Genomic DNA, 25,631 nt, shown 5'->3' on the forward strand with positions numbered 1-25,631 from the left:
ATCATGGCCTGGAACTTCTCGCCGACGATCTGGGTGAGGTCGGCCCGGATTTCGACGCGGCCGTCGTCGGTGGTGTGCGCGTTGACCGCGTTCAGCGATGGGTCGTCGGCGGCCGGTACGCTGGTGTCGGAGGTGTCCGCCAGAGTGTTGACGATGGCTCGGGCATGCTTGAGTACTTGCGTCGGCGTCGCACCGGACAGTGCTTGGGCGATGAGTTCGAGCTCATACCGTGAGCGCTTGTCGTCGGAAAGCGCCTCACCACAACGCTTGTCGATCTGGTGCATGCCTCGGACGATGGCGTCGACGATCTCGCTGGACAGCCGCCCGTCGGCCGCGTGACGCGCCAAAGCGGGCAGGTTGGGCAGGGCGTCGACACTGCGCATGGTGCGAAGAGCGGCGGCAGGTGCGTGGCCTGACTCGATCAGCAGTTTCTTGGTGGTGCTGCCCGATTTCTGGGCGACACGGAGGTCGTCGAGTTGCGCTGTGTGGGTGACGATCTGGTGGTCGACGGTGTTGCGGATCAAGCGCAGTGTCTCGAGGGCGTCGAATGTTGCTCTGCTGGTTGGGTCGTCGGCGGGTGGGGTGGTTTCGATGAGCTGATCGAGGAGGGTGGCGAGCTCGGGCATGACTCCAAGGTACCGGAACATTCGTTCTATTTCGAGGGAATTCCACAGGCCGAGAACCACGAATTCATCGACTGTGCAGCATATTTCGTCGTCTGTGCGTCGATTCGCGTTGGGTGGGCGTGGATTGTTGACAAGGTGTACTCCAGTCACACTCGTCCCGCATTTCGGTTCACGTTCGATCGGCCTGATTGCGAGCGGTTTTGAGTTCGGCCTGGGGTGTAGACCCCTTCGAGGCTCGTCGCTTGCGCTCGTCGCGCCTCGGGGGACGGAGGGGGTCGGTGCTTGCGCTTCTCCCGTCTCGGGGAGCGGGGGAGGGTTCGTTTCTTGCACCTCAGTAAGTACGGCCTGGCGGCCGTTGTGGACTACGAAAAACACTCGTGAGCGTCCAGACTTCTGCTTGCTGAGGTGCGAGCGAAGCGAGCCACGAAGGGCTCGCAAGGTGCCTCATCAGGGCCCTTCGTGGCTCGTCGACCTCGACGCGCTCCTTCGTCGCTTGCTCGGCCCGGCGGCTTGCGCTCCTCGCACCTCAGGGACCAGGGGTTTGCGGTTCTTTCGGATCAGGAAGCATGCGTACGCTTCCCGCACCTCGGACGCGCAGGCGTCTTGTCGTGCACCTCGGTCGCAAGGGTTTGTCGCTTAGGGCGGCTGGATGTGTGTGAGATGCTCACCGATCGGGGGTGTGAAGAGATGACGAACAGCAACACAGCGCGGTCGGGTGGCGATGACGCCGGTGACGAGACACCGTTGAGACTCTTCGGTTTCGAGTACGACGGGGCCGGCTACCGCGCGGAGGTCCTCGACTACTCCGGATGTGATGTGACGACGGTGATCTCGGACGCCGATTACTTCTTCACCGATCAGGGCAAGTTGTGGTCGCTCGCTGTCGTCGTCGACGATCGAGCCGACCATGAGCGATTGGTGTGGCTGTCGGGGTACGACTATCGGGAGCCCGCTCGAACACGGGTCGAGCGGGCAGGGCGAGCCGAGATGCAACTGCGATATCTTGCCTCCCGCTCCGCAGAGTCACGACCGGTGGTGCTTCCCGACGGCCTGCGGCTCATCCGCATGTTTCCCGAGTGGGGCGCCGGACCACTCTGGGAGAACTTCACCGAGAACTACCCCGCCGACCCATTGCGCCTGGGCCTCGACCCCGAGCTGGCAGCGGAGCTCACCGAGTGGAACGACGTGTGGAACGCGCGTCCACACGACGCCGACCTCGACGACGAACCCGGATGGACAGCCGCCGGAGTCGCGCTACACGCTCGCGTCCAGTCCGCGCTGGCCGGCGTCGCCGAGGTGACCGCGCAGTTCGTGTTCTAGGCAACGCCCACGCGGACGCGACCAGAGAAACCCCACGCCACAAGCACATCGCGCCGGATCCGTATGCATCCGGCGGGAGTTTTCCTCTCGGAGAAGAAAACTCTGGTCGCCGGGGTTCGCGATGTCTAGACATGCACGGTGACCTTGTTTGTGGACATCACCCCGGACGAAGCGGGTGGTGGGGCGGAGCGCACGTCGCCCGGCGGTTCGTCTCGCGCGCGATCGCTGTTGACCCGGGTGGGACTCCCGTTGCTCTCGGTGGTGCTGTTCGCCGCCGTGTGGCAGGTCGTCGCCGTCAGCGGGATCTGGAGTGAGACCTTCGTGCCGCGCCTGGGCACCGTGTGGCAGGCCTTCGTCAACATGTCCACGACGCACGACGGAGTCCGCGGCTATGCCGACTATTACTGGTGGGAACACCTGTACATGACGCTGCGCCGGGTCTTCGCAGGTGTGGCGATCGGCGTGATCCTCGGCGTGCTGCTCGGTCTGGCGATGGGAACGGTGGGGTGGTTCCGACGCCTGCTGGAACCGTGGCTCACGTTCCTGCGCGCTCTACCGCCGCTGGCGTACTTCTTCCTGTTGGTCATCTGGCTCGGCATCGACGAGGCGCCGAAGATCACGCTGCTGGCATTGGCCGCGCTACCGCCCGCGGCGGTGGCGACCACCGCCGCCGTCAGTGCCGCGCCGGTGAGTCTCATCGAGGCGGCGCGCGCGCTCGGGGCCTCGCGATCCGAGGTGATCCGCGATGTCGTCGTACCCTCGGCGCTGCCCGAGACCTTCACCGGCGTGCGGCTTTCGGTCGGCATCGCGTATTCCTCCGTGGTCGCTGCCGAGCTCTTCAACGGCATTCCCGGAATCGGTGGCGTGGTCAAGGACGCCAGCAACTACAACAACACCCCCGTCGTCCTGGTCGGCATCATCGCCATCGGTCTGTCCGGACTGATCATCGACGGGCTCCTACGAACAATCGAGCACCGAGTGGTGCCGTGGCGAGGAAAGGCCTGAAAGACATGACAATCACACGCAAGAGGGCCGGTTCGTACCGGCTGCGCCGGTCGCGCTTCGGTGCGGTGCTCGGGATGATCGCCGCAGTGGCGCTGGTGCTCGCCGGTTGCTCGGTCGACAACTCCGGGGACGACAGCAAGCCGACGATCCGGCTCGCCTACCAGTCGTTCCCGAGCGGCGACCTGATCGTCAAGAACAACGGGTGGCTCGAAGAAGCGCTGCCGGACTACAACATCAAGTGGACCAAGTTCGACTCCGGTGCCGACATCAACACCGCGTTCGTCGCCAAAGAGGTCGACTTCGCCGCCATCGGCTCCAGCCCCGTGGCCCGTGGACTGTCCGCGCCGCTGAACATCCCGTACCAGGTGGCTTTCGTGCTCGACGTCGCCGGCGACAACGAGGCCCTTGTCGCGCGCAACGGAACCGGCATCGAGACCGTCGCCGATCTCAAGGGCAAGCGGGTGGCGACAGCGTTCGCCTCGACCGTCCACTACAGCCTGCTGGCCGCGCTGAACCAGGCCGGCGTGAACCCGAAGGACGTGAACCTGATCGATCTGCAGCCGCAGGCCTCGCTGGCGGCCTGGCAGCGCGGCGACGTCGACGCGGTCTACACCTGGCTGCCCACGCTCGACGAATTGCGCCAGGACGGAACGACTCTCATCGCCAGCCGGCAGTTGGCCACCGCGGGCAAGCCCACGCTCGACCTCGGTGTGGTCTCCAGTGAATTCGCGACGGCGAACCCGGAGGTCGTGAACACCTGGCGGCAGGTCCAGGCCCGCGCGCTCACCCTCATCAAGGACGACCCGCAGGCCGCTGCCGACGCCGTCGCCGCACAGCTGGGCACGACCCCGGAGGATGCGGCCAACCAGTTGAAGCAGGGCACCTTCCTCACCGTCGCGGAGCTGACCAGTCCGACGTGGCTCGGTACCCAGGGCAACCCGGGCAATCTCTCCGAGAACCTACACAGCGCGGCGGTGTTCCTCGCCGAGCAGCAGCAGATCCCGGCCGCACCGCCGATCGAGACCTTCCGCGAGGCCATCTACACAGAGGGATTGCCGGGTGTCCTCGAACAGCAGTAGTCCGCCGGACCGACCCGAGGGGCGACGCGGCTCGATCCGTCTGCACAACGTGTCCCAGAGGTACGGGACAGGTGCGGACGCCGTGACCGCGGTCGGCCCGGTCGACCTGGACGTCCCGCCGGGCGAGTTCCTGGTGCTGGTGGGTGCGTCCGGATGCGGCAAGTCCACCCTCCTGCGACTCATCGCCGGGTTCGAACCCGCGACGGTGGGGAGGGTGGAGGTGTCGGGAGGCGCCCCGGTACCCGGGGTGACCTCCGGAGTCGTCTTCCAGCAACCGCGCCTGTTCCCGTGGAAGACGGTGGGCGGCAACGTCGATCTCGCGCTCAAGTACGCGAAGGTCCCCAAATCCGAACGGGTGGCACGCCGCGCCGAACTCCTCGAACGCGTCGGTCTGGACGACACCGCCGGCCGGCGCATCTGGGAGATCTCCGGCGGGCAACAGCAGCGGGTGGCCATCGCCCGTGCGCTGGCGGCCGATACGCAGTTGCTGCTGCTCGACGAGCCGTTCGCGGCGCTGGACGCCCTCACGCGGGAACGGTTGCAGGAGGATGTGCGGGCGGTGAGCGCGGACAGCGGACGCACCAACGTCTTCGTCACCCACAGCGCCGACGAGGCAGCGTTCCTGGGAAGTCGGATCATCGTGCTCACCAAACGACCGGGACAGGTCGCACTGGACCTCACCTCGACGTTGCCGCGCACCGGCGTCGAACCCGACGAACTACGCGGTTCACCCGAATACGCCGCCCTGCGCGCCGAGATCGGTGCCGCGGTGAAGGAGGCCGCCGTGAAAGATGCTGAGGTGAAGGATGCCGCGGTCGCATGAGCGGCCGGGCCTTTTCCTCAGCGTGGGCTCAACCCTGTGCGGTGGCGCGGCGTCCGGGTAGGAAGTGGGGGTGTCCTCCGTTCCAGCGTCGTCCGCCACAGCAGTGGCTTCGACTCGGCTCGTCGACCTCGACGCGCTCCTTCGTCGCTTGCTCGGCCCAGCGGCTCCGCTCCTCGCCGGCTCAACCAGCGGAAATACGCGAGGCGCGTTCGGCTCGATCAGCGCACACCAGGGCACCCTCCACTCGATGAACTGGGCGGACGGATCGCACCACGGTTCGCCGCCGGCGCACCCCGCTCCGACCCCCGCCTTCATCGACCTGGAGAACAATCCTCATGACCACCACCTCTCACCCCGTCGCCACCACGCACCGTCCTGACGCCGGAACCATCTCCGGCGGAGTCGAATTCGACATCGACGAGTTCGGCCCGAGTTTCGGTGCCGAGATCCGCGGCGTCGATGTCGCATCCGCCACCGACGCACAGGTGTCCGCGTTGCGCCGGGCGCTGATCGACTACAAGGTCATCGTCCTGCGCGATCAGCACCTCGACGACGAGGCGCACATCCGGTTCGGAAACCGGCTGGGAGACCTGACCTTCGGGCATCCGGTGTGGAACAGCGGCGACGTACCCGGCGAGGTCTACTCGCTCGACAGCGTCGACAACGGCTTCGCCGACGTGTGGCACACCGATGTCACCTTCATGCCGCGTCCGCCGATGGGCTCGATCCTGCGTCCGGTTGTGTTGCCGCGCAACGGCGGTGACACCAACTGGGCGGACGCCGAGCTCGCGTACCAGTCGCTGTCGGAACCGGTCCGGCGGATGATCGACGGACTCAGCGCGGTACACGACGGCAACCGCGAATTCGGCTACTACCTCAAGCAACGACGCAACGGCCGCGGCAACACCTGGGACGGTGAGGAGGTCACCGAGCTGGTGCCGGTCACCCACCCGGTGGTGCGCATCCATCCCGAGACGGGCCGGAAGTCGTTGTTCGTCAATCCCGGTTTCACTTCGCACATCGACGGCGTCTCCGAGGCGGAGAGCCGCGGCATCCTCGACCTGCTCTACGCACACCTCACCAAGCCCGAACACATCGTCCGGCACCGTTGGCGTCTCGGCGATCTCGTCCTCTGGGACAACCGGAACACGCTGCACTACGCGAACCGCGACTACGGCGACGCCCGCCGGGTGATGCACCGGATCACCCTGCGCGGCGAGGCGCCCATCGGACCTGCCTGACCGCGACCTCCCGACGATCCCGAACTCCCACCATCGGCCACCCGGCCGGCGGTGGGAGTTCTCGTATGCCGCTCAGTGCGTCGTCCACGAGCCGGGACCAGCTTATTCAACCGAGGGGTTGACAAGGTCGACGATCCGGCGCACCATCGTATTCAACCAAACGGTTGAGGAGGTCGGATGGCAGACGAGTTGTCCAAGGTGTTTGCCGCACTCGCGGACCCGACGCGGCGCGACATGGTTGCGCGGCTGGCGGTCTCGGATGCGACGGTCAGCCAACTCGCCGAACCGTACGACGTCAGCATCCAGGCCGTCTCGAAACACCTGAAGGTGCTGCAGGACGCCGGCCTGGTGACCCGAACCCGGGAGGCCCAAACCCGTCCGGTCCATCTGGAAGCAGAGGTGTTCGACCTCATGACCAAATGGATCGAGCGGTACCGGAAGCGGGCGGAGGAGCGCTACCAGCGCCTCGACGCGTTGCTCGCCGAGATGAACGACGGCCCCGAGGCCCAGCATCCGACGGTGTCGGACCCCGAGGTCGAACAACCACTCCACAAGGAAGGAAAGGTGTCATGACCGCAACGCAGACCCGCTATCCCGAGGCCGCCATCGAGGCCGACAAAGAGGTCCCCCTCATCCGGATCACCCGCGACTTCCGCGGAACTCCCGCCCAGCTGATGAAGGCCCACACCGACCCCGAACTCTTCGTCCGGTGGGTCGGGCCGGACGCGATCAGCAGCCGGGTCATCGAGTGGGATGTCCGCGACGGCGGCAGCTGGAGCTATGTCTCCACCCACGAGGGGCAGGAGTTCGGATTCCGTGGGTGCTTCCACACCGTGGGCGAAGACAAGATCGTGCAGACGTTCACCTTCCTCGGCATGCCCGATGCGGTGTCGCTGGAGACCCTGTGGTTCGAGGATCTGGGCGACGGCACGACGCGGCTCCACGCCCAATCGCTGTGCGACAGCTTCGAAGCGCGCGACGGTTGGCTCGCCTCGGGCATGGAGGTCGGCGTGAACGAGGGATACGCCGCACTCGACCGCATGCTCACCGAGGGCGAGATCTGATCGTGTCCGGCGTGACCCTGCCGGAACTGGATGCATCGTCGCGTCACCGAGAGGTGGCCTCCGACTTCGCGGAGGCCATCGCCGACGTCCGCGACTGGGAGGTGCCGACGCCGGTCGACGGGTGGGTGGCACGCGACGTCGTGGCCCACCTTGTCGACTGGTTCACCGGCTTCCTCGCCGCCGGTGGGGTGGCCCTGCCCGCGGGACCCGCTGTCGCCGACGACCCGGCCGGGGCGTGGTCACAGCACGCCGCCTCGGTGCAGGCACTCCTCGACGGACCGACCGCCGAGGACACGTTCACCCACCCGATGGCGGGCGAGCATCGACTCGTCGAGGCAATCGACCGGTTCTACACCGCCGACGTGTACATGCACACGTGGGATCTCGCCCGATCCCAGGGCGTCACCCCCGACCTCGACCCCGGATTCGCCGGACAACTGCTCGAGGGCATGGCGTCCATCGACGACATCCTCCGCAGTTCGGGTCAGTACGGTCCGAAGGTCGAGGTGGACGCCGATGCCGACCCGGTGAGTCGCCTCATGGGATTCATCGGCCGGGACCCGCGGTGGACGCCGGCGACGAGGAGCGATGACGAGCACGCGCTCGACAACGCGGAGTAGCCTCGATGAGGTGCCAGACGACAACTTCACCACGCATGGCTCCCAGTCGACCGAAACCCGGCATCCGTCACCCCGAACCCTGGGTGAACTGCGTGCCAGTGGTCACGTGCAGCGCAGTGTGCGCGACGAGATCCGCAACAACCTCCTGTCCGCACTCCGCGAGGGGCGCGACCCCTGGCCGGGCATCGTGGGCTTCGAGGCGACGGTCATCCCGCAGTTGGAACGGGCGCTGATCGCCGGCCACGACGTCGTCATGCTCGGCGAGCGCGGCCAGGGCAAGACCCGCATCCTGCGCACCCTCGTCGGGCTCCTCGACGAGTGGACGCCGGTCATCGCGGGTTCCGAGCTGGCCGAGCATCCCTACGAACCCATCACCCCCGGGTCGATCCGGAAGGCCGCCAACCTGCTCGACGATCTGCCGATCGAGTGGCGTCACCGATCGCAGCGCTACAGCGAGAAGCTGGCCACGCCGGACACCTCCGTGGCCGACCTCGTCGGTGACATCGACCCGATGAAGGTCGCCGAGGGACGCAGCCTCGGCGACCCGGAGACGATCCACTTCGGGCTCATCCCGCGCTCGCACCGCGGCATCGTGGCCATCAACGAGCTGCCCGACCTCGCCGAGCGCATCCAGGTGTCGATGCTGAACGTGATGGAGGAGCGCGACATCCAGGTCCGCGGCTACACCCTGCGACTGCCGCTCGACGTCCTGGTGATGGCCAGTGCCAACCCCGAGGACTACACCAACCGCGGCCGGATCATCACTCCGCTCAAGGATCGCTTCGGCGCCGAGATCCGGACGCACTACCCGCTCGAGCTCGACGACGAGGTGTCGGTGATCGAGCAGGAGGCGGATCTGACCGCCAGTGTCCCGACCTTCATCACCGAGATCCTGGCGCGGTTCACCCGCTACGCCCGTGACCACCCGTCGATCGACCAGCGATCGGGAGTCTCCGCCCGCTTCTCCATCGCCGGTGCCGAAACCGTTGCGGCCGCGGCGCTTCACCGGGCGACGGTGACGGGCGAGGACCAGGCGGTGGCACGCGTGGTCGATCTCGAGTCGGTGATCGAGGTGCTGCGCGGCAAGATCGAGTTCGAGTCCGGCGAAGAGGGCCGGGAACTCGAGATCCTCGAGCACCTGATGCGCAAGTCCATCGCCGACGCGGTGCGTGCCCACCTCGGCGGCGTCGACATGGCGCCGCTCGTCGCCGCCCTCGAGAACGGCGAGCCGGTGGTCACCGGCGACCGGGTGCGTGCCGACGACCTGCTGGGTTCCATCCCGTCGCCGGACACCACGTCCGGCGTTCTCGACCAGATCGCCGAGCGCCTCGAAGCGGACTCGGACGGGGAGCGTGCCAGCGCGGTCGAGCTCGCGCTCGAGGGACTCTTCCTCGCCCGACGGATCGGCAAGGAGGCCGACGAGACCGGGCAGACCATCTACGGCTAAGTGGAAGACTAGGGAGAACACATGGCGCGCAAGAGCTTCCACCGTTCGCGCTACCAGCGGTACAGCGGCGGGCCCGATCCGCTCGCGCCGCCGGTCGATCTGCGCGAGGCGTTGGAGACGATCGGCGACGATGTCATGGCCGGCGCGTCGCCGCAGCGGGCGCTCCGAGAGCTGCTGCGTCGTGGGACACCGAACATGCGCGGACTCGACAAGTTGCGCGAGCAGATCAACCGTCGCCGGCAGGAGCTGCTGAAGAAGCGCAACCTCGACGGCACCTTCGCCGAGATCCGTGAACTCCTCGACCGTGCGGTACTCGAGGAGCGCAAGCAACTCGCCCGCGATCTCGACGACGACGCCCGCTTCGCCGAGATGCAGATCGGGAGTCTGCCGCCGTCGACCGCCCAGGCCGTCGAAGAGCTGTCGGAGTACAACTGGCGCAGTCCGCAGGCGCGTGAGGACTACGACAAGATCAGGGACCTGCTCGGCCGGGAATTGCTCGACCAGCGCTTCGCCGGCATGAAGGAAGCGCTCGAGGGGGCGAACGAGCAGGATCGGCAACGAATCTCGGAGATGCTCGGCGACCTCAACGAGCTCCTCGCCGCGCACAACCGGGGCGAGGACACCACCGAGGCATTCGACGAGTTCATGGCCAAGCACGGTGAGTTCTTCCCGGAGAACCCGCGCAACACCGAGGAACTCATCGATTCCCTCGCCCAGCGCGCGGCGGCGGCCCAGCAGTTCTACAACTCGCTGACCCCCGAGCAGCGCGCTGAGCTCGACCAGCTGGCGCAGCAGGCGTTCGGGTCGCCGGACCTCATGAACCAACTGGCGCAGATGGATTCGCAGCTCCGGGCGGCTCGACCGGGTCTGGACTGGGACGACGCGCAGTCGTTCTCCGGCGACCAGCCGATGGGACTGGGCGAGGGGGCCGCGGCACTACGCGACATCTCCGAACTCGAGGCGCTCTCCGAGCAGCTGTCACAGCAGTATGCCGGCGCGCAGATGGACGACATCGATCTCGACGCGCTCGCCCGGCAGCTCGGCGACGACGCGGCGGTCGACGCGAGAATGCTGGCCGAGCTCGAGAAGGCGCTGTCCGAGCAGGGCTTCTTCGACCGCACCGCAGACGGTCAGCTCCGGCTGAGTCCGAAAGCGATGCGCCAGCTCGGTCAGTCGATCTTCCGCGACATCGCCGAGCAGCTGTCGGGCCGCCGGGGTGATCGCCAGACCCGCCAGACCGGACTGCTCGGCGAGCCGACCGGCGCTTCCCGGGAGTGGGAGTTCGGCGACACCGACCCCTGGGACGTCACCCGGACCGTGTCGAATGCGGTGCTGCGCACTGTGTCCGAAACACACGAACCGTCGCTCGCGACGTCGGAGATGGCGCGATCGGGAGTGCGTATCGACGTCCGCGACGTCGAGGTCTCGGAGACCGAGAGCCGTACGCAGGCAGCGGTGGTCCTGCTCGTGGACACGTCCTTCTCGATGGAGATGGAGGGCCGGTGGACGCCGATGAAGCGCACCGCGATCGCCCTGAATCATCTGATCTCCACGCGCTTCCGCAGCGACGAACTCCACCTCATCGCGTTCGGAAGATATGCGCGGTCGATCGACATCGCCGAGCTCACCGGTCTGCAACCGCGGATGGAGCAGGGGACCAACCTGCATCACGCACTGTTGCTCGCCCAGCGGCACCTCCGGCGGTTCCCGAATGCGCAGCCGGTGGTCCTGGTGGTCACCGACGGAGAGCCGACCGCGCATCTCGATCCGAGTGGGGAACCGTTCTTCTTCTATCCGCCGCACCCGCAGACCATCGCGCTGACGGTTCGGGAACTCGACCATGTCGCGCGAATCGGCGCCCAGGTCACGTTCTTCCGTCTCGGCGAGGATCCCGGGCTGGCCCACTTCATGGATCAGATCGCCCGCCGGATCGGCGGACGCGTGGTGGCGCCGGACGTCGACGGTCTCGGCGCCGCCGTGGTCGGCGACTATCTGCGGGCCCGGAAGGGGCGTCGGCGCGGCTGATCGACGCCCCATCGATGAGCGCCGCGGCGACGTCGGCGCGAATGTGTCGGCGCGAGGATGTCAGACGGTCTTCGGCTTTCGGCCGGCGATGATCCAGAGCACGATGCCCACCAGTGCGAGCAGGCCGCCGAATCCACCGCCGACGACTGCGAGCAGCACGCCGCCGACACCGCTGAGGATGCCGGACGCGTCGATGGATGCGACGACGGCCGGCGAATCGCACTGGAACGAGTAGGTGCCGGATTCCACGACCTCGAACGAATCGAACGATTCGACCCCGGAACCGTCGAAGGTGAACTCGGTCGTCGAGTTCGTACCCGACGCCAGCGCAGCGGGACCGGTGATCTCGCAGGCGGGTACGCCGTTCGTGCTGCTGCTGAACAACTGGAACTCGTCACCGGCGTCGTAGTACTGCTCGGCGGTGGGGTTGACCTCGAACGCCTTGTCGGCCACGTTCCCGATACCGGCGATCGCCATGACCACCCCGACGGTGACCGACAGGACCAGGATCAGCACACCGAGCAGGGTCAGGATCTTGCCCCACCGTCGCATCCCGGCCCGGTCCTTGCGCGGGGCGGGCGGCGGCGGGTACCCCGGGTACGCGGGTTGTCCATAGCCGCCCGATAGCGGGTGACCGCTGCCGGGGAAGGGCGACTGCGGATGGTTCGGCTGGCCGTACGGGGACTGGCCCGAATCGTAGGGCTGACTCATGTTCGCCTCCGATGTACGCCGGTCGGCCGTCCCGCCCGGACGTGTTGGATTATGCCGCTCGGCCGGGTCTTTCGTCGGGCAGTTGTCCAGAGGGGTCGTCGATGCGAGGTACCGGCCCGACGACTCCTCGGGGTCGTCTCCGGGGAAAGATCAGGGTGGTCGTGCCGAACTCGGACAACTAGGGTTTCCAGACGTGACCCAACCCGGCGATTCACCGATGCCCGACGACCGGCGTGCCCGACTCCGCGCCGCGGATGCGGACCGCGAACTGGTCCACGAGATCCTCTCCGCCGCCATGGCGCACGGCAGCCTGTCTCCGGTCGAGTACGAGGAGCGAGCCGGAAAAGCGGTCCTCGCCAAGACCTTTGGTGACCTCGACGCCCTGACCGACGATCTCCCGGTGGCACAGCTCGGCGTCGTCATGCCTGCGGCCAGCCTGTCCCCGGGCCCGCGGGTGACGGGCGGCAGCGCGGTCACGGCCGTCCGCCACCGGTTGGCCATCATGTCCGGGAGCGAGCTGTCCGGGACAGCGGTGGTCGCCGATCAACTCACCGCCACCGCCATCATGGGCGGGGTCGAACTGGACCTTCGCGAGGTGGAGTTCACCGCGCCGGTGCTGACGATCCAGTGCGTGGCGATCATGGGCGGGGTCGAGATCAAGATGCCCGACGGAGTGACCGTCGAGATCGGGGGACTGGGCATCATGGGCGGATTCAGCGGCCGGTCGCAAAAGGCGTCCCGGCCCGGCGCGCCGGTGGTACGGGTGACCGGACTGGCGCTGATGGGCGGCGTCGACGTCAAGTACGTGCACCGGGAGGAGCCCGACGCCTGAGGAAGTTCAGGCGAGCAGCAGTGCGATGATCATGATGGTGGGTATCGACGTGAGCGTCGTGATCAGTGCCGTGTCCCGGGCGAGGATCTGGCCGCGCCGGTAACGGGTCGCGTACACCAGGACATTCTGCGCGGTCGGCAACGCCGCGATGACCACCTGCGCGAACAACGCCTCGCCGGTCTGCCCGAATCCCCAACGGGCGATGGCGTAGACGGCCAGCGGCATGACGATCATCTTCAGCACGCTTGCCAGTGCGATGTCGCGGCGGGGGCTCGCACCCTTCTTGAACACCGCGACGCCGGTGAGCGACAAGCCGAATGCCAGCAGCGCCGCCGGCACCGAGGCGTCACCGAGCATCTTCAGCGGGGACATCACGGCCGCGGGCGGGGTCCAACCGATCAGCGAGACCGACAGACCGGCGAGTCCGCCGACGACGATCGGATTGGTGATCGGCGCGACGAGCGAGTCCCGCAGCAGCGATCTTCCCGAATCCCGGTCCAGCGCGGTGAGATCCAGCGCGAGCAACGCGATCGGTGAGTAGATCAGGATCTGGAACAGCAGCAGCGGCGCGATGAACGACGCGTCGTCGAGAACGAAGATCGCGATCGGAAGACCCAGATTGACGCTGTTGACATACGACGACGACAGGCCGCCAATCACGAGTTCGGGAACCGCGCGTCGAAACCACAGTTTGGCGACGACGACGTACAGCGCACCGATCAGAAACGCGCTGCCGCCCGCGATCACCAGCGTCGAGGAGAAGACAACCGACAGATCGGAGGTGACCATGGAGTGGAACAGCAGCGCCGGTGTGAAGACGAAGAACACCAGGCGGGAAAGGACTTCGTGGGCGTGGTCGCCGATGACACGCGTGCGCCCGAGGAGATATCCCACCCCGACTACAATGAAGATCACCGTGAAGCCGGAGATGACGCCAGACACCGGTTGAGTCTAATCGTTAGGCTGGTGAACACATCGTGTCGGATCTACATGGGGGTTGTGCGTGAGTTATCCACCGGGACAGGGCTCGGGCCAGGGCCAGGACGACTGGGGTACGGTGCCGAGCTCGGGGTCCTCGGGCAACTCGGGTCCCAACCTCTCCAAGGGTGACCAGGGCCAGGGTCCCGCACCGGAGTACGCGCCGACCGAATACGGCCAGACCTACCAGCCGGGTCCGTCGTCGGACCCCTATGGCCAGAACGCCTACGGTCAGAACCCTTACGGTCAGGAGCAGTACGGGCAGAGTCCGTACGGATCGCCGGCCGGCAACCAGGGCTACGGGACGCCGAGCCAGGATCCCTACGCACAGCCGCCGGGTGGGTCCTACGGTCAGGTCAACGATCCCTACCAGGCGCCGGCGTACGGCGGCGCGTACGGGTCGCAGAACCCCTACGGCGCGGCACCTTACGGCGGCGGTTATGGATACGCGCCGCCGCAGAAGACCAACGGCAAGGCGATCGCGGCCCTCATCTGTGGCATCGTCGGCGTCGTCTCGCTGATCGCCTGCTTGTTCTTCTCGTTCTTCCTGTCGATACCGGTCGGCATCGCGGCCGTCGTGCTGGGGTTCATGGCGCGACGGGACATCGAACAGTCCGGTGGCACGCAGAGTGGTTCGGGGATGGGCCTGGCCGGGATCATCACCGGCGCGCTCGCCATCGTCGGTGGCGTGGTGTGGACCGTTCTGTTCATCGTCCTGATCGTCGCCGGCGACACGAGCTCCTCCACCTACTACTACTGAACGAATTTCGGGCCGATCCGGGGTCGTGTTCATCGACTCCGGCCCAGTTCGGAGCCCTTTCTCACTAAGCTGTGCGTGACGCACGGCCAGTTGGTCGTGCATGCATCTCCCCGCGTTGTCCCGCTGCGGCACAGCTTGTGAAAGGCATCCGATGACCACTCCGACCGGGGGTAGCGATCCGACGGATCCGGCCCAGGCACCGCAATCCCCACCGTCCGGCCCACCTTCGGACACCTCGGCAACCGACCCGTCGCCGTGGGAACCGACCCAGAAGGCGGCGGTCCCCGACGAGGTGCCGGACTCGGTGCCGGTGACCTCGACACCCGGGGCCGGACCGGATGACACGGATATTCCCGAGTCGCACAGTCCGGCCGACGGTGTCACCCGGGTCATCCGCACCGGTGGACCGTCGAATCCGTCCGCTGCACAGCCGGTTCCGCCGCCACCCGCGCCCAGTGGCCCCGGGGGCCCGGGTCCGGGTGGCCCGGCCCCGTCCGGTTACGACGCCACGCGCGTGATCTCGACGCGGTCCCCGGCGGGACCGCCACCGGGACAAGCCCCACCACCTCCCCGGCCGGGATTCGGTCAGCAGCAGGGATACGGACAGCAGGGTTACGGACAGCAGGGCTACGGCCAGCCGCAGGGTTACGGACCGCCGGGTCAGGGGCAACCCGGCCCCGGCCGGCCGGGATACGGCCCCCCGCCGGGGTACGGTCAGCCCCCGCAGGGTCCGCCCCCGGATCGGTCCGGGCAACCGTTCGCCGCGCCCGGTGATGCCCGATCCGCGGAATCGGCCTCCGCCGACTCCCGCCCCGAAGGCGGCCGGCCCGTCGACGCCGACGGCCCGTCGACCAACAAGCTGGCCGTGGCCGCCCTGGTGGCCTCCCTGCTGGGTCTCCTGTGCGTCGGGGTCGGCGGCCTCGTCGGGCTGGTGCTCGGCATCGTCGCGCGGAGACAGATCGCGGCGTCGGGTGGCAGGCAGACCGGTGATGGGGTGGCGCTCACCGCGGTCATCATCGGGGCGTTCATCATTGTCGTGTGGGTTGCATACTGGGTGGCCATCGCGTTGACCGACCTCCGATCGCCGTGGGGCTACCTCTGAAGTAGGCGACCCCGGGCGCGTGCGGATCGGCCATTTTGGAATCGGGCGTCCTCGCCAGGTAGTCTGGTCGGGTTGTGTGCCGCGGCCGCGCCGGGTCGAGGGGTGCACTGATGGGGCCGATCCAGTGATGCCAGGCGTCACCACCGGCCACGCAGACCACAGTAGGAGAAGGGCTCAACCATGGCTGTACCGAAGCGCCGGATGTCGCGGGCGAACACCCGTAGCCGTCGTTCGCAGTGGAAGGCGGAAAACCCCGCACTGCAAGAAGAGAAGGTGAACGGCGTCCCCGTGCGGATTCCGCGTCGCCTGGTCAAGGCGGCTCGCGCCGGTCTCATCGACCTGGATCGTCGCTAGCCTCGTTCGGTCGCCGTACCGGCGCCGCACTGTCATACCGATGACCGCCCCTGGCTCGCCCGGGGCGGTCATTCGCGTGCTGACCGACCGGCCTGTCCCTGGATAGCGAGGTGATCTCGTGGTGTTCGACGTGCTCAACTTCGCGGGTATCGCGGTGTTCGCGGCGTCGGGGGCGATGCTCGGGGTCCGCAAGGACTTCGACATGTGGGGGATCATCACCGTCGGCGTGCTCACCGGGGTCGGCGGCGGCGTATTGCGCGACGTCCTGCTGGGGATCACCCCGCCCGCGTCGATCAGCGGGTGGGGTCCCATCGTCACCGCAACTGTCGCCGGCCTCGTCGTCTTCTTCTTCCATCCCGCCTTCACGGCACTGCACCGGTCGATACTCGTGCTCGACGCATTCGGGATGGGGCTCTTCGCGGCCACGGGTGCGAGCATCGCCCTCGACGTCGGGGCGAGCCCGTTCGCCGCGACGACCGTCGGGCTCCTCACCGCGGTGGGTGGCGGCGTGCTCCGCGACATGATCTCGAACGAGATCCCGCTCCTCCTCACACCCGCCGACCTCTACGCCGTACCCGCGGTACTCGGTGCCGCCATCGTCGCGGTCGGCGCGACGTACACCTCGGCGGCACACTGGATCTGGCTCGTCGTCGGATCTGTCTTCGCGACCGCGCTGCGCCTGGTGAGCCTTCGGTTCGCGCTGCGGCTCCCGACCGCACGACGCTGACCTTGCCGCAAACCCACCCTTTCTCCGTGAACCCACCCGGTCCGAGCGCGGTGGATCTACGGAAAAGGGGTGGGTTTACGGATCACTCGACGCCGCCGAGTCGAAGTGCTTTCTTGATCTGCGCGTAGAAGCGCGCCTTGTCGGCGAGGTCCGGCCATGTCCACCGCACGACGGTGTACCCCTGCGCGCGCAGCCGGTCCTCACGCGCCTTCTCTTCGACCACCGTCTGCCACGCGGGCTCGTCGCCGAGGCCGCCGCTGTACTTGATCATGCCGTCGAATTCGCCTATCACCCTGTTCGCCAGCAGGAAGTCGACGCGAGCGATGAACACGCCGTGGTCGTCGAAGATCTTGACCTGCTGTCGTGGTATCGGCAGGTCGGGGAACTCGAGCATGACTGCGCGACTGAGGGATTCGCCGATGCTCTCCGACGATGCGTTCGCGTGTGCCAGCGCGCGGCGGAGCATCTCGACCCCCTTGAATCCTCGGCACGAGTCGAGGATCTGTCTCATTCGGTCCGGATCGGCGTCACGTCGAAGCGCGGCGTCGAGCACCGCGAGGGCCTGCCGGTTGGTTCCCAGTCGGGCGACATCACATGCCGTGCGCTCGATGGATGTCACCGTGACCCCGTCGATGACGTCGATGTCCTGCGGCTTGACGGTGGCCTGATGTCTGACGATGTGCTTGGCCCGTTTTCCGACTTTCGGCGACGTCACATGGACCTGCGACAGGTCGGGCCACAGCATCGGCAGCCTGTGCATGGCAGCTGACGAAGTGTGACTGAAGATCCGACCGGGTCGTCCAGCCCTTGCCGCAGCAATGACGGTCAAGCGGTGCTTCTCGACTGCCTGGAGTTCGCTGACCGCGGTGAAGTCGGCCAACGCGCCCGGCCAGAGCCGCACGAGGGTCTTGTTGCCGACCATGTGCTGCAACTGTTCATCACTGATGTGGGTGCCGGCGGTTTCTTTGCGGAGAATCAGGCCATGCGGGTCGGTGGGTAGGTCCATACGAATCAGACGCACGAATGCGCCGTCCGGACCCACCTTCCGACAAACCCACCCCTTCTCCGTAGACCCACCTGGTTCGAGAGTGGTGGGTTCACGCAAAAGGGGTGGGTTTGCGGGTGGTGGGGTTACTGCGCGATGTACTTGTTGACTGCCCGGTTCAGGAAGTTCGGGATGAACTTGGCGGCGTTCTGCAGGAACAGGGTCTGCGCGCCGACGGAGTAGCTGGTGCGGTGCAGCAGTTTGTCCTGACGGGTCGGGTGCACCGACTCCCAGATCTTCTCGGCGACCTGTTCGGGAGTGATCCGGATGCCCAGGGTCTTCGTCGACTTGGCGCCGCCGGTGGCGAGGGCGGTCTTCGCCCACGGGGGCCAGATGCTGACGACGCGGATGTCGTCGTGCTCCCATTCCAGTTCGAGCGCCTCGGTCAGGCCCGCGACGAAGAACTTGGTCGCCGAGTAGACCGCGATGCCGGGCTGGCCGTAGATCGCCGACGCCGATCCGATGTTCACCAGGTGCGCGCCCGGCGTCTTCTTCAGGTACGGGTATGCGGCCTGGGCGCCGAGCGCGACGCCGAGGGCGTCGATGTCGATCTGCCGCTTGATCTGGTCTGGCGTGATGTGGTCGATCTGGCCCTCGTGGAGGATGCCGGCATTGTTGTCGAGGACGTCGAGTGTGCCGCCGGTGTGCGAGGTGAACTCGGCGAGAGCTTCGGCCCACTGCTCCGGCTCGCGGACGTCGAGGGTGCCGGTGATGAAGTCGGGATGGTCGGCCTTCACCTTCGCCAGCGCGTCGGCATCGACGTCGTAGACGCCGACTGTCCACCCGTCGCGGCCGAAACGCTCCGCGGTGGCGAGACCGATTCCGGCAGCGCCGCCGGTGATGAAGATGGAGGGCATGGAGGACTCCTTGCAACTGAACGGACGGCTTCGACGCCGCTGACCTGCGAGGACGATCCTCGGCGCTGAACTTACCGGTGAGTATATTCGTCGATTCGTTTACTCGGTCACACGGCGGTGCTATCTTGACAACACGCATTGTCATTACATCGATCATTGTCACGATCGACGACGACCGGGAAGTGAGTTCTCCATGACCGCCGCGATGGAACGATCCGAGAATGTCATCAGTCTCCGGGACCAGGGCACCGAGGAGGTCTCGGCACGGCTGTTGGCGTCGGCCGCCCGGCTGTCGCGCAACGCGATGACCGAGATCGACTGGTCGAAGCCGATGGACCCCACCAAGTACGGGTGCAGTCCGGAATGGTCGTCGCTGTACGGGACCGCGTACTGGGACGAGCTCACCGAGGAGCAGCGGATCTCGGTGACGCGCCACGAGTTCGCCTCGATCATGAACATCGGGATCTGGTTCGAGATGATCCTGCAGGAGATGGTCATCCGTGACCAGTACCTCGGCGATTACCACGGTTCGGAATTCCAGTTCGCGCTCACCGAGGTCGCCGACGAGTGCCGGCACTCGTTGATGTTCGCCAAGGCGTCGGAGAAGATGGTCGGCGCCTCCTACCATCCGTCGAAGAAGGTCTCGCGCCTCGGCAAGATCTTCATGCAGACCGCGAAGAACGAGGTCGCCTACGCCGGCATCCTGGTCGCCGAAGAGGTCCTGGACGTCTTCCAGCGCGGCTGCATGCGCGACGACCGCGTGCTCGACTTCATCCGCACGGTCAACGAGATCCATGTACTCGAGGAATCGCGCCACATGAAGTTCGCGCGCGAAGAGGTGCGTGACTCCCTGGAGGGCGTCAGCTGGGCGCGCCGCCAGTTCAGTGCGTTCGCGGTCGCCGTCGGCGCCTACTTCATCGTGACGAGTCTGGTGCAGCCCAAGGCCTTTGCCGACGCCGGGCTCGACGTCGACCGCGCGGTTCGGGAGATGCGCACCAACTCGCACTTCCACTCGATGATCCGCAGCAGCTGCGCGCACCTCATGGAATTCCTCGACGAGGTCGGACTGTTGACCAAGCCCGCCATGCGGTACTACCGGAAAGCGCACATGCTCTGATGTTCGTCATCACCCAATCGTGTTGCAGTGACGCAGCATGCGTCGCCGTGTGCCCGGTCAACTGCATCCATCCGACACCGGAGGAGCGCGGCTTCGGCAGCTCCGACATCCTGCACATCGACCCCGAGGCGTGTATCGATTGCGGCGCATGCGCCGATGCCTGTCCCGTCGACGCCATCTACCCGGCGGACAAGCTCGGCACCCGGGACAAGGTCTTCATCGACATCAACGCGGACTACTACAAGACCAACCCGGAGGTTCGCTCGGGCTGGGCGCCCATCGGTGACGACTCCGCGTCGTCGATCACCTATCCCAAGGTGCCGAAACTGCCTGCGGGACTTCGGGTCGCGCTGGTAGGGACGGGTCCCTCCGGCGGGTACGCCCTGCGCACGCTGCTCGACCGCACCGAGGCGCAGGTCACCGTCATCGACAAACTCCCCACTCCCGGTGGGCTGGTGCGCGCCGGTGTCGCCCCGGACCACCCGGGCACCAAGGGCGTGCTCCGCGGATTCGACCTGCTCTACCGCGACCCGCGCGTCACGATGCTGACCAACGTCACCATCGGGGACGGGCCCGACCAGATCACCCCGTCCGAACTGGCCGAGCATTTCGACGCGGTGTTCTACGCGGTCGGTGCCAGTGAGTCACGGCGCCTGGGAATTCCGGGTGAGGACCTTCCGGGTTCGACGTCGGCCACCGATCTGGTCGCCTGGTACAACGGCGTGCCCGGTGTCGATGCCGGGCCACCGCTGCGCCGCGGAACCGCCGACGACCCGGCGACGGGTCGTGCGGTTGTGGTCGGTACGGGCAACGTGGCCCTCGATGTTGCGCGAATCCTCGTGTCCCCGCCGGATTTGTTGGCCACCACCGACATCGCCGACCGTGCGCTCGAACTGCTCGCCGAGCAGAACGTACACGAAGTGGTGCTGCTGGGCCGTCGCGACCAGGCGTCCGCGGCTTACACGGCGGCCGAATACCGTGCGCTGTCGGAGATCCCGGGTGTCGAGGTCGAGGTGATCGAGGACGCCGAAGGTGCCGATCTCGCCCGGTTCCGTCATCCCGCCGACCCGAAGCGCCGTCGGATCGTGTTCCTGTTCCACAGCAGTCCGGAAGAGATCACCGGTGATTCGCAGGTCGAGTCGATCACGGTGCGCACGGGGGAGGGGCGTCACCACGTCGCCACCGATCTCGTGGTGCGCTCGATCGGCTATCGCTCCACCCCGATCCCCGGTCTCACCTTCGACGACGCGCGCGGCGTCTTCAGCAACGTCGACGGCCGCCTCGTCGACGAGACAGGTGCGATCGTGCCGGGCGGATATGTGCTCGGCTGGGCCAAGCGCGGACCCAGCGGCGGGATCGGTGCCAACAAGATGTGCGCGACGCGCACCGTCGAGGACTTCATCGCCGACGCCGCGGCGGGCCGGCTGCCGCGGACCGAACGCGAGCCCGGAGCCTTCGGTGCGTTGGTGCGCACACGCGTCCGGACGGTGATCGGCTACCGCGGGATGCGGGCCATCGACCGTCGCGAACGGCGTCGCGGCCTCGAACAGGGCCGGCCCCGTGTGAAGTTCACCCAGGTCGCCGAGATGGTGGGCGCCGCGGGGTGGCGTCGGACCTGACGGCCATCGCTCCGGTTTCGGGCCGGGGTGCCGCTCTGCCGTGCCACCATCGAGGTTCCGACACGTCGAGGAGGGCCTGATGACCACCGATTCCTACCAGAAGTGGCGAGAGCGATCGTTGTTCGTCGTCTTCCTGTCCGCGCTGGTCACGCAGAACGCCATCGCGATCCCCTACGTACGACAGAACGGGCCGGGGTCGGTCAAGGACTTCTTCGTGGGGGACATCCTGAAGACGACGCCCGGACGGTTCGCGATGGTCGACCTGACGTTCGTCGTCATCGGCTTCCATGTGTGGGCTCTCGCAGAGGCCCGCCGCCTGCGCATCCTGCCGTGGTGGCTGGCGTCGGTCGTGCTGACCTTCGGCGTCGGCATCGCCACCGCGATCCCGTTCTTCTTCCTCGCCCGGGAGCGTGCGCTGGGTTCGCGGTAGCGGAACCGCGCGCTCGGTGGCGCTCTCGCGGGCGGGCCGGGCCGGTGAGAACCAGACAACGTCGCCGTAACACCGAGGCAAGTCGCATTTCATGCGCCTCGCGGATAGTGGCGGAATGTCGAGCACTCCACAATTCCTGCAGGGTGTCTACGCGTTCTCCGGCTCGGGCCTGTCGAAGCCGGGGCCGATCGATGCGTCGCTGACCTTCGTCGTCCCGCCCGGGATGACGGCTCAGCCGTTGTACTTTCGCGGCGGCAACAGCTCCGACGAACTCATCTGCGTGACCCTGGTTCGCGACGGCACGCCGATGCGGATGTTCCCGATGGGCGCGAGGTCGTCGGTCAACGTGCCGTTGCGGGTCGTCGAAGACGTGGAACCCGACACCACGCTGGAGCTCCTCCTCGCCGCGCCGGAGGGCGCGAGCGGTGAGGTCGTCGTCGACTTCGGGATGGTCATCTTCTGATGGGCGACGAGCACCTGACGCCACCGGTTCCCACGCGTCGGCTGGTCGTGGTCGGCAACGGCATGGCCGGCGCGCGCACCGTGGAGGAGATCATCTCCCGCGGCGGCCGGGAACAGTTCGCCATCACCATGATCGGCGACGAGCCGTACGGAAACTACAACCGGATCATGCTCAGCCATGTACTGGCCGGGGAGACCGCGGCCGACGACGACGACCTGATGCTCAACCCGATGGCGTGGTACCGGGAGAACGACGTCACGCTCCACTCCGGTGATCGCGCCGAGTCGATCGACCGGTTCGCCAAGACGGTGACCTGCGCGAGCGGACGGATCATCGAGTTCGACGTGCTGATCATCGCGACCGGGTCTCACACGTTCTTCCCCAACATGGACGGACTCCGCGAGTCCGACGGCAGGCTCGCACGCGGCGTGTTCGGCTTCCGCACCATCGAGGACACGAACGGCATGCTGCAGATGGCCGCGTCGCGCGACAACGTGCGCGCGGTGGTGATCGGCGGCGGGTTGCTCGGACTCGAAGCCGCCTACGGACTGCAAACCCAGGGTGTGGCCGTCGACGTCGTGCACTCGCCCGGGCACCTGATGAACCAGCAACTCGACGAGCGCGGCGGCAAGGTGCTGCGCAACCAGATCGAGGCGCTGGGGGTCGGTGTCCACACCGGCAAGCGGACGACGGCGGTGTTGCGCAACGACGACGGGACCGTCGCGGGAGTCGGTTTCACCGACGGGGATTCGCTGCCCGCCGACATGATCGTGGTGACGGCCGGCATCCGCCCCAACGTCGAGATCGCCCGCGGCGCCGGTCTGGTCGTCGAGCGCGGCATCGTCGTCGACGATCAGATGCGTTGCGAGGACGAGGCCTTCATCTACGCGGTCGGGGAGTGCGCGCAGCACCGCAGCGAGGTGTACGGTCTGGTCGCGCCGCTGTGGGAGCAGGCGGTCGTGCTCGCCGACGTCCTCACCGGCGCGAATCCGGCTGCCGAATACCACGGTTCGCGGCTGACCACGAAGCTGAAGGTCGCCGGTGTCGACGTCGCGGCCATGGGGGTCAAGGGACCCGAACGCGAGGACGACGAATTCGTCCAGTTCTACGAACCACGCAACGGCGTCTACAAGAGCGTCGTGGTTCGTGACAACAAGCTCATCGGAGCGATGCTGCTGGGCGACATCTCGAAGGTCAACTTCCTCACGCAGGCCTTCGACGACAAGGTGCCGCTCCCCGACGAACGCATCTCGATGCTGTTCGACCTGGGCACCCCCAGCGCCGAGACCGGGGCGGCCGAGCTCGCCGACGACGTGCAGGTGTGCAACTGCAACGGGGTCACCAAGGGCGACATCGTGGCCTGCGTGGCATCGGGATGCACGAGCGTCGGCGAGGTGTGCGCGAAGACCCGCGCCGGCAAGGGATGTGGTTCCTGCAAGGGTCTCGTCGCCGACATCGTCGAACTCGCAGCGGGGGACGAGCTCACCGCCGACGCGTCCGCCGATTGGTACGTCCCGGCCATCCCGCTGACGAAACCCGAACTGATAGATGCCATCCGACGGCAGGACCTGCGATCGGTCAGCGAGGTGTTCGACAAACTTGCACCCGGCGGCGAGGACGCGACGGCGAAGATGCCGCTCGCCTCACTGCTGCGGATCATCTGGGGTTCGGAGTGGAAACGCGAACCCGGTGCACTGTTCGTCAACGACCGGGTGCACGCGAACATCCAGCGTGACGGCACCTTCTCGGTGGTGCCCCAGATGAAGGGCGGCGTGACCTCACCCGAGCAGTTGCGCAAGATCGCCGACGTCGCGGAGAAGTACTCGATCCCGATGATCAAGGCGACCGGCGGGCAGCGACTGGACCTGCTCGGCGTGAAGAAGGAAGATCTGCCGAAGGTCTGGGAAGATCTCGGCATGCCGTCGGGGTACGCGTACGGCAAGAGCTTCCGGACGGTGAAAACCTGTGTCGGCACCGACTATTGCCGATTCGGTCTCGGCGACTCGACGCAGCTCGGCATCGACATCGAGACGCGCTACCAGGGTCTGGAGTCGCCGGCGAAGCTCAAGCTCGCGGTGACCGGGTGTCCGCGCAACTGCGCCGAGGCGCTGTGCAAGGACTTCGGCGTGGTCGCGATCGGTGACGGCAAGTGGGAGATTTACGTCGGTGGCGCCGCCGGCGCGCACATCCGCAAGGGCGACCTGCTGGCCACGGTGGATTCGGCTGACGAGGTGATCCGATTGTGCGGCCTCTTCATCCAGTACTACCGCGAGCAGGGCAAGTGGCTGGAGCGGACGTACGCATTCGTACCGCGCATCGGCATCGAGGAACTCCGCGCGATCATCGTCGACGACCGCGACGGACTGGTCGCCGGTTTGCAAGAGGGGATCGACGCCGCGGTCGAGGCCTACGTCGATCCCTGGCTGGACCGCGCCGAACCCAAATCGCCCGCGCAGTTCACCTCGGCGCTCCCGCTGCTGCCGCTGCCCCGGGTGCCGGTCCGATGACCAGCGTGTCGGCGGACGCCGGCGTCGTCGTGGGACAACTGGACGACCTACAGGTCGGCGAGAGCCGCGCATATGCGATGCAAGACAAGCAGATCGCGGTGTTCCGCCTGACCGACGGGACCCTGCGCGCCACCGACGCCGTCTGCCCGCACCGTGGGGGACCGCTCGCCGACGGCCAGTTCGATCTGGGCAAGGTCGTCTGTCCGTTGCACCAGTACGCCTTCGAACTGGCCGATGGCCGATGCACCTCGGACGGTATCGACTCCATCGGCGTCTACCGCGTCGAGGACCGAGACGGGGACATCGTCGTCTGGTTGGGTGCTCCTGCGGGCGTTAGTGACAAACGAATGCTCCCAAAGGTGTGAGGAGCGATAGCGACGAGCCACGAAGGGCCTGGTGAGACGCGTTGCGGAGCCCTTCGTGGCTCGCTTCGCTCGCACCTCAGGGAACATGAGTTCAGTCGCCCAGGAGTGGTCTTTCGTGGCCCACGACGGCCGTCAGGCCGGAGACCCTGATCTGTGAGGAGCGATCGCTACGAGCCACGGAGGGCTGGTGACGGCACTGGAAGTCCTCCTGCACGTTTGTTCACAAAGCCTCGTGTCAATGTCAGCGTGGTCGACCGCCCCTGCGCCCTGCCCGGGCGCGCAGTAGATCGATATCGCCGTCGATCAGTGCCTTCTTCTTCGCACGAGACCAGCCGTGAATTCGTCGCTCGATCGCGTAGGCGTCGTCCAGTGACAGTTCAACCGACCACGCCAGCCTCACCGGCTGGCGGTGAGCAGTGAAACCAACCTGCGCCGAGTGTCAACGGCCAGTTTGATGTCCCCGCTGGTGGCCAGGTAGAAGTCCCCACCCTGTGCGGGATGTTCTTAGGTTGGC

Annotated in this window: 25 protein-coding genes and 1 pseudogene; 21 read left to right on the top strand and 5 right to left on the bottom strand. The window is 66.9% G+C overall.

Annotation, left to right across the window (positions count from 1 at the left end; all coding sequences use genetic code 11):
- Positions 1–647, bottom strand: a pseudogene (locus KB201_RS23890) (HNH endonuclease); the annotation flags it as partial.
- A 666-nt stretch (positions 648–1,313) separates the two neighbouring features.
- On the opposite strand from KB201_RS23890, the gene KB201_RS23895 reads away from it, so the two are divergent.
- From KB201_RS23895 to KB201_RS23940, 10 genes are all read left to right on the top strand, one after another.
- A complete protein-coding gene (locus KB201_RS23895) occupies positions 1,314–1,946 on the top strand; it encodes a hypothetical protein (protein WP_211540811.1) in 633 nt (210 codons plus the stop codon).
- Positions 1,947–2,084: 138 nt separating this feature from the next.
- On the top strand, positions 2,085–2,951 hold the full coding sequence (locus KB201_RS23900; RefSeq protein WP_211540814.1) for an ABC transporter permease: 867 nt from the start codon (positions 2,085–2,087) through the stop codon (positions 2,949–2,951).
- Positions 2,952–2,956: 5 nt separating this feature from the next.
- The gene (locus KB201_RS23905; RefSeq protein ID WP_211540817.1) at positions 2,957–4,030 is read left to right on the top strand and encodes an ABC transporter substrate-binding protein; all 1,074 of its coding nucleotides are present in this window, start codon (positions 2,957–2,959) and stop codon (positions 4,028–4,030) included.
- Positions 4,011–4,853, top strand: a complete 843-nt coding sequence (locus KB201_RS23910) for an ABC transporter ATP-binding protein (protein WP_211540820.1) — start codon at positions 4,011–4,013, stop codon at positions 4,851–4,853. The genes KB201_RS23905 and KB201_RS23910 overlap by 20 nt, the downstream gene beginning before the upstream one ends.
- Before the next feature lie 335 nt (positions 4,854–5,188).
- Complete coding sequence (locus tag KB201_RS23915; protein WP_211540823.1) at positions 5,189–6,094, top strand: TauD/TfdA family dioxygenase; 906 nt, start codon at positions 5,189–5,191, stop codon at positions 6,092–6,094.
- A gap of 177 nt (positions 6,095–6,271) precedes the next feature.
- Positions 6,272–6,667: a helix-turn-helix transcriptional regulator gene (locus tag KB201_RS23920; RefSeq protein WP_058251517.1), complete on the top strand. Its 396-nt coding sequence runs from the start codon at positions 6,272–6,274 to the stop codon at positions 6,665–6,667.
- Positions 6,664–7,158: an SRPBCC domain-containing protein gene (locus tag KB201_RS23925; RefSeq protein ID WP_137808923.1), complete on the top strand. Its 495-nt coding sequence runs from the start codon at positions 6,664–6,666 to the stop codon at positions 7,156–7,158. Before KB201_RS23920 ends, KB201_RS23925 begins: the two co-directional genes overlap by 4 nt.
- Positions 7,159–7,169: 11 nt before the next feature.
- Positions 7,170–7,778, top strand: coding sequence for a hypothetical protein (locus KB201_RS23930; protein WP_058251671.1), 609 nt, complete (start codon positions 7,170–7,172; stop codon positions 7,776–7,778).
- Positions 7,747–9,225 (top strand): sigma 54-interacting transcriptional regulator, encoded by a 1,479-nt coding sequence (locus KB201_RS23935; RefSeq protein ID WP_058251515.1) that lies wholly within the window; start codon positions 7,747–7,749, stop codon positions 9,223–9,225. The genes KB201_RS23930 and KB201_RS23935 overlap by 32 nt, the downstream gene beginning before the upstream one ends.
- Positions 9,226–9,246: 21 nt before the next feature.
- Positions 9,247–11,250, top strand: coding sequence for a VWA domain-containing protein (locus KB201_RS23940; protein WP_137808922.1), 2,004 nt, complete (start codon positions 9,247–9,249; stop codon positions 11,248–11,250).
- Positions 11,251–11,310: 60 nt separating this feature from the next.
- Here the strand turns inward: KB201_RS23940 and KB201_RS23945 are convergent, their stop codons facing one another.
- A complete protein-coding gene (locus KB201_RS23945; protein ID WP_203235902.1) occupies positions 11,311–11,961 on the bottom strand; it encodes a hypothetical protein in 651 nt (216 codons plus the stop codon).
- 193 nt (positions 11,962–12,154) lie between these two features.
- On the opposite strand from KB201_RS23945, the gene KB201_RS23950 reads away from it, so the two are divergent.
- A complete protein-coding gene (locus tag KB201_RS23950; protein WP_203235903.1) occupies positions 12,155–12,793 on the top strand; it encodes a DUF1707 domain-containing protein in 639 nt (212 codons plus the stop codon).
- A gap of 6 nt (positions 12,794–12,799) precedes the next feature.
- On the opposite strand, the gene KB201_RS23955 is transcribed toward KB201_RS23950, so the two are convergent.
- Positions 12,800–13,735: an AEC family transporter gene (locus KB201_RS23955; RefSeq protein ID WP_159370341.1), complete on the bottom strand. Its 936-nt coding sequence runs from the start codon at positions 13,733–13,735 to the stop codon at positions 12,800–12,802.
- A 61-nt stretch (positions 13,736–13,796) separates the two neighbouring features.
- On the opposite strand from KB201_RS23955, the gene KB201_RS23960 reads away from it, so the two are divergent.
- The 4 genes from KB201_RS23960 to KB201_RS23975 all read left to right on the top strand — a co-directional run bounded on the left by KB201_RS23960 (position 13,797) and on the right by KB201_RS23975 (position 16,714).
- Positions 13,797–14,531: a DUF4190 domain-containing protein gene (locus KB201_RS23960; RefSeq protein ID WP_159370342.1), complete on the top strand. Its 735-nt coding sequence runs from the start codon at positions 13,797–13,799 to the stop codon at positions 14,529–14,531.
- 151 nt (positions 14,532–14,682) lie between these two features.
- Positions 14,683–15,633, top strand: a complete 951-nt coding sequence (locus KB201_RS23965) for a DUF4190 domain-containing protein (RefSeq protein WP_211540826.1) — start codon at positions 14,683–14,685, stop codon at positions 15,631–15,633.
- A gap of 180 nt (positions 15,634–15,813) precedes the next feature.
- The gene (gene rpmF / locus KB201_RS23970; protein ID WP_004020060.1) at positions 15,814–15,987 is read left to right on the top strand and encodes a 50S ribosomal protein L32; all 174 of its coding nucleotides are present in this window, start codon (positions 15,814–15,816) and stop codon (positions 15,985–15,987) included.
- Between the two features lie 118 nt (positions 15,988–16,105).
- A complete protein-coding gene (locus tag KB201_RS23975; protein ID WP_078112190.1) occupies positions 16,106–16,714 on the top strand; it encodes a trimeric intracellular cation channel family protein in 609 nt (202 codons plus the stop codon).
- Between the two features lie 82 nt (positions 16,715–16,796).
- Here KB201_RS23975 and KB201_RS23980 read toward each other — a convergent pair whose 3' ends face one another.
- Both KB201_RS23980 and KB201_RS23985 read right to left on the bottom strand, forming a co-directional pair.
- Complete coding sequence (locus tag KB201_RS23980; RefSeq protein WP_058251509.1) at positions 16,797–17,720, bottom strand: hypothetical protein; 924 nt, start codon at positions 17,718–17,720, stop codon at positions 16,797–16,799.
- Positions 17,721–17,845: 125 nt separating this feature from the next.
- On the bottom strand, positions 17,846–18,616 hold the full coding sequence (locus KB201_RS23985) for an SDR family oxidoreductase (protein WP_211540828.1): 771 nt from the start codon (positions 18,614–18,616) through the stop codon (positions 17,846–17,848).
- Between the two features lie 193 nt (positions 18,617–18,809).
- On the opposite strand from KB201_RS23985, the gene KB201_RS23990 reads away from it, so the two are divergent.
- The 6 genes from KB201_RS23990 (at position 18,810) to KB201_RS24015 (ending at position 25,117) form a co-directional block, all read left to right on the top strand.
- Positions 18,810–19,733, top strand: a complete 924-nt coding sequence (locus KB201_RS23990; protein ID WP_065630222.1) for a diiron oxygenase — start codon at positions 18,810–18,812, stop codon at positions 19,731–19,733.
- Positions 19,733–21,352, top strand: coding sequence for an FAD-dependent oxidoreductase (locus KB201_RS23995; protein WP_211540831.1), 1,620 nt, complete (start codon positions 19,733–19,735; stop codon positions 21,350–21,352). The genes KB201_RS23990 and KB201_RS23995 overlap by 1 nt, the downstream gene beginning before the upstream one ends.
- Positions 21,353–21,431: 79 nt before the next feature.
- The gene (locus tag KB201_RS24000) at positions 21,432–21,782 is read left to right on the top strand and encodes a DUF2834 domain-containing protein (protein ID WP_058251506.1); all 351 of its coding nucleotides are present in this window, start codon (positions 21,432–21,434) and stop codon (positions 21,780–21,782) included.
- Between the two features lie 115 nt (positions 21,783–21,897).
- Positions 21,898–22,245 carry a molybdopterin oxidoreductase gene (locus KB201_RS24005; RefSeq protein WP_211540833.1) on the top strand — a complete coding sequence of 116 codons (348 nt, stop codon included), beginning with the start codon at positions 21,898–21,900 and terminating at the stop codon, positions 22,243–22,245.
- Positions 22,245–24,752, top strand: coding sequence for a nitrite reductase large subunit NirB (nirB, locus tag KB201_RS24010; protein ID WP_211540836.1), 2,508 nt, complete (start codon positions 22,245–22,247; stop codon positions 24,750–24,752). Before KB201_RS24005 ends, nirB begins: the two co-directional genes overlap by 1 nt.
- On the top strand, positions 24,749–25,117 hold the full coding sequence (locus KB201_RS24015) for a Rieske (2Fe-2S) protein (RefSeq protein ID WP_211540839.1): 369 nt from the start codon (positions 24,749–24,751) through the stop codon (positions 25,115–25,117). Before nirB ends, KB201_RS24015 begins: the two co-directional genes overlap by 4 nt.
- Positions 25,118–25,631 lie beyond the last annotated feature (514 nt).

The organism is Gordonia sp. SCSIO 19800 (genome assembly GCF_018132775.1).
Lineage (GTDB): Bacteria > Actinomycetota > Actinomycetes > Mycobacteriales > Mycobacteriaceae > Gordonia > Gordonia hongkongensis.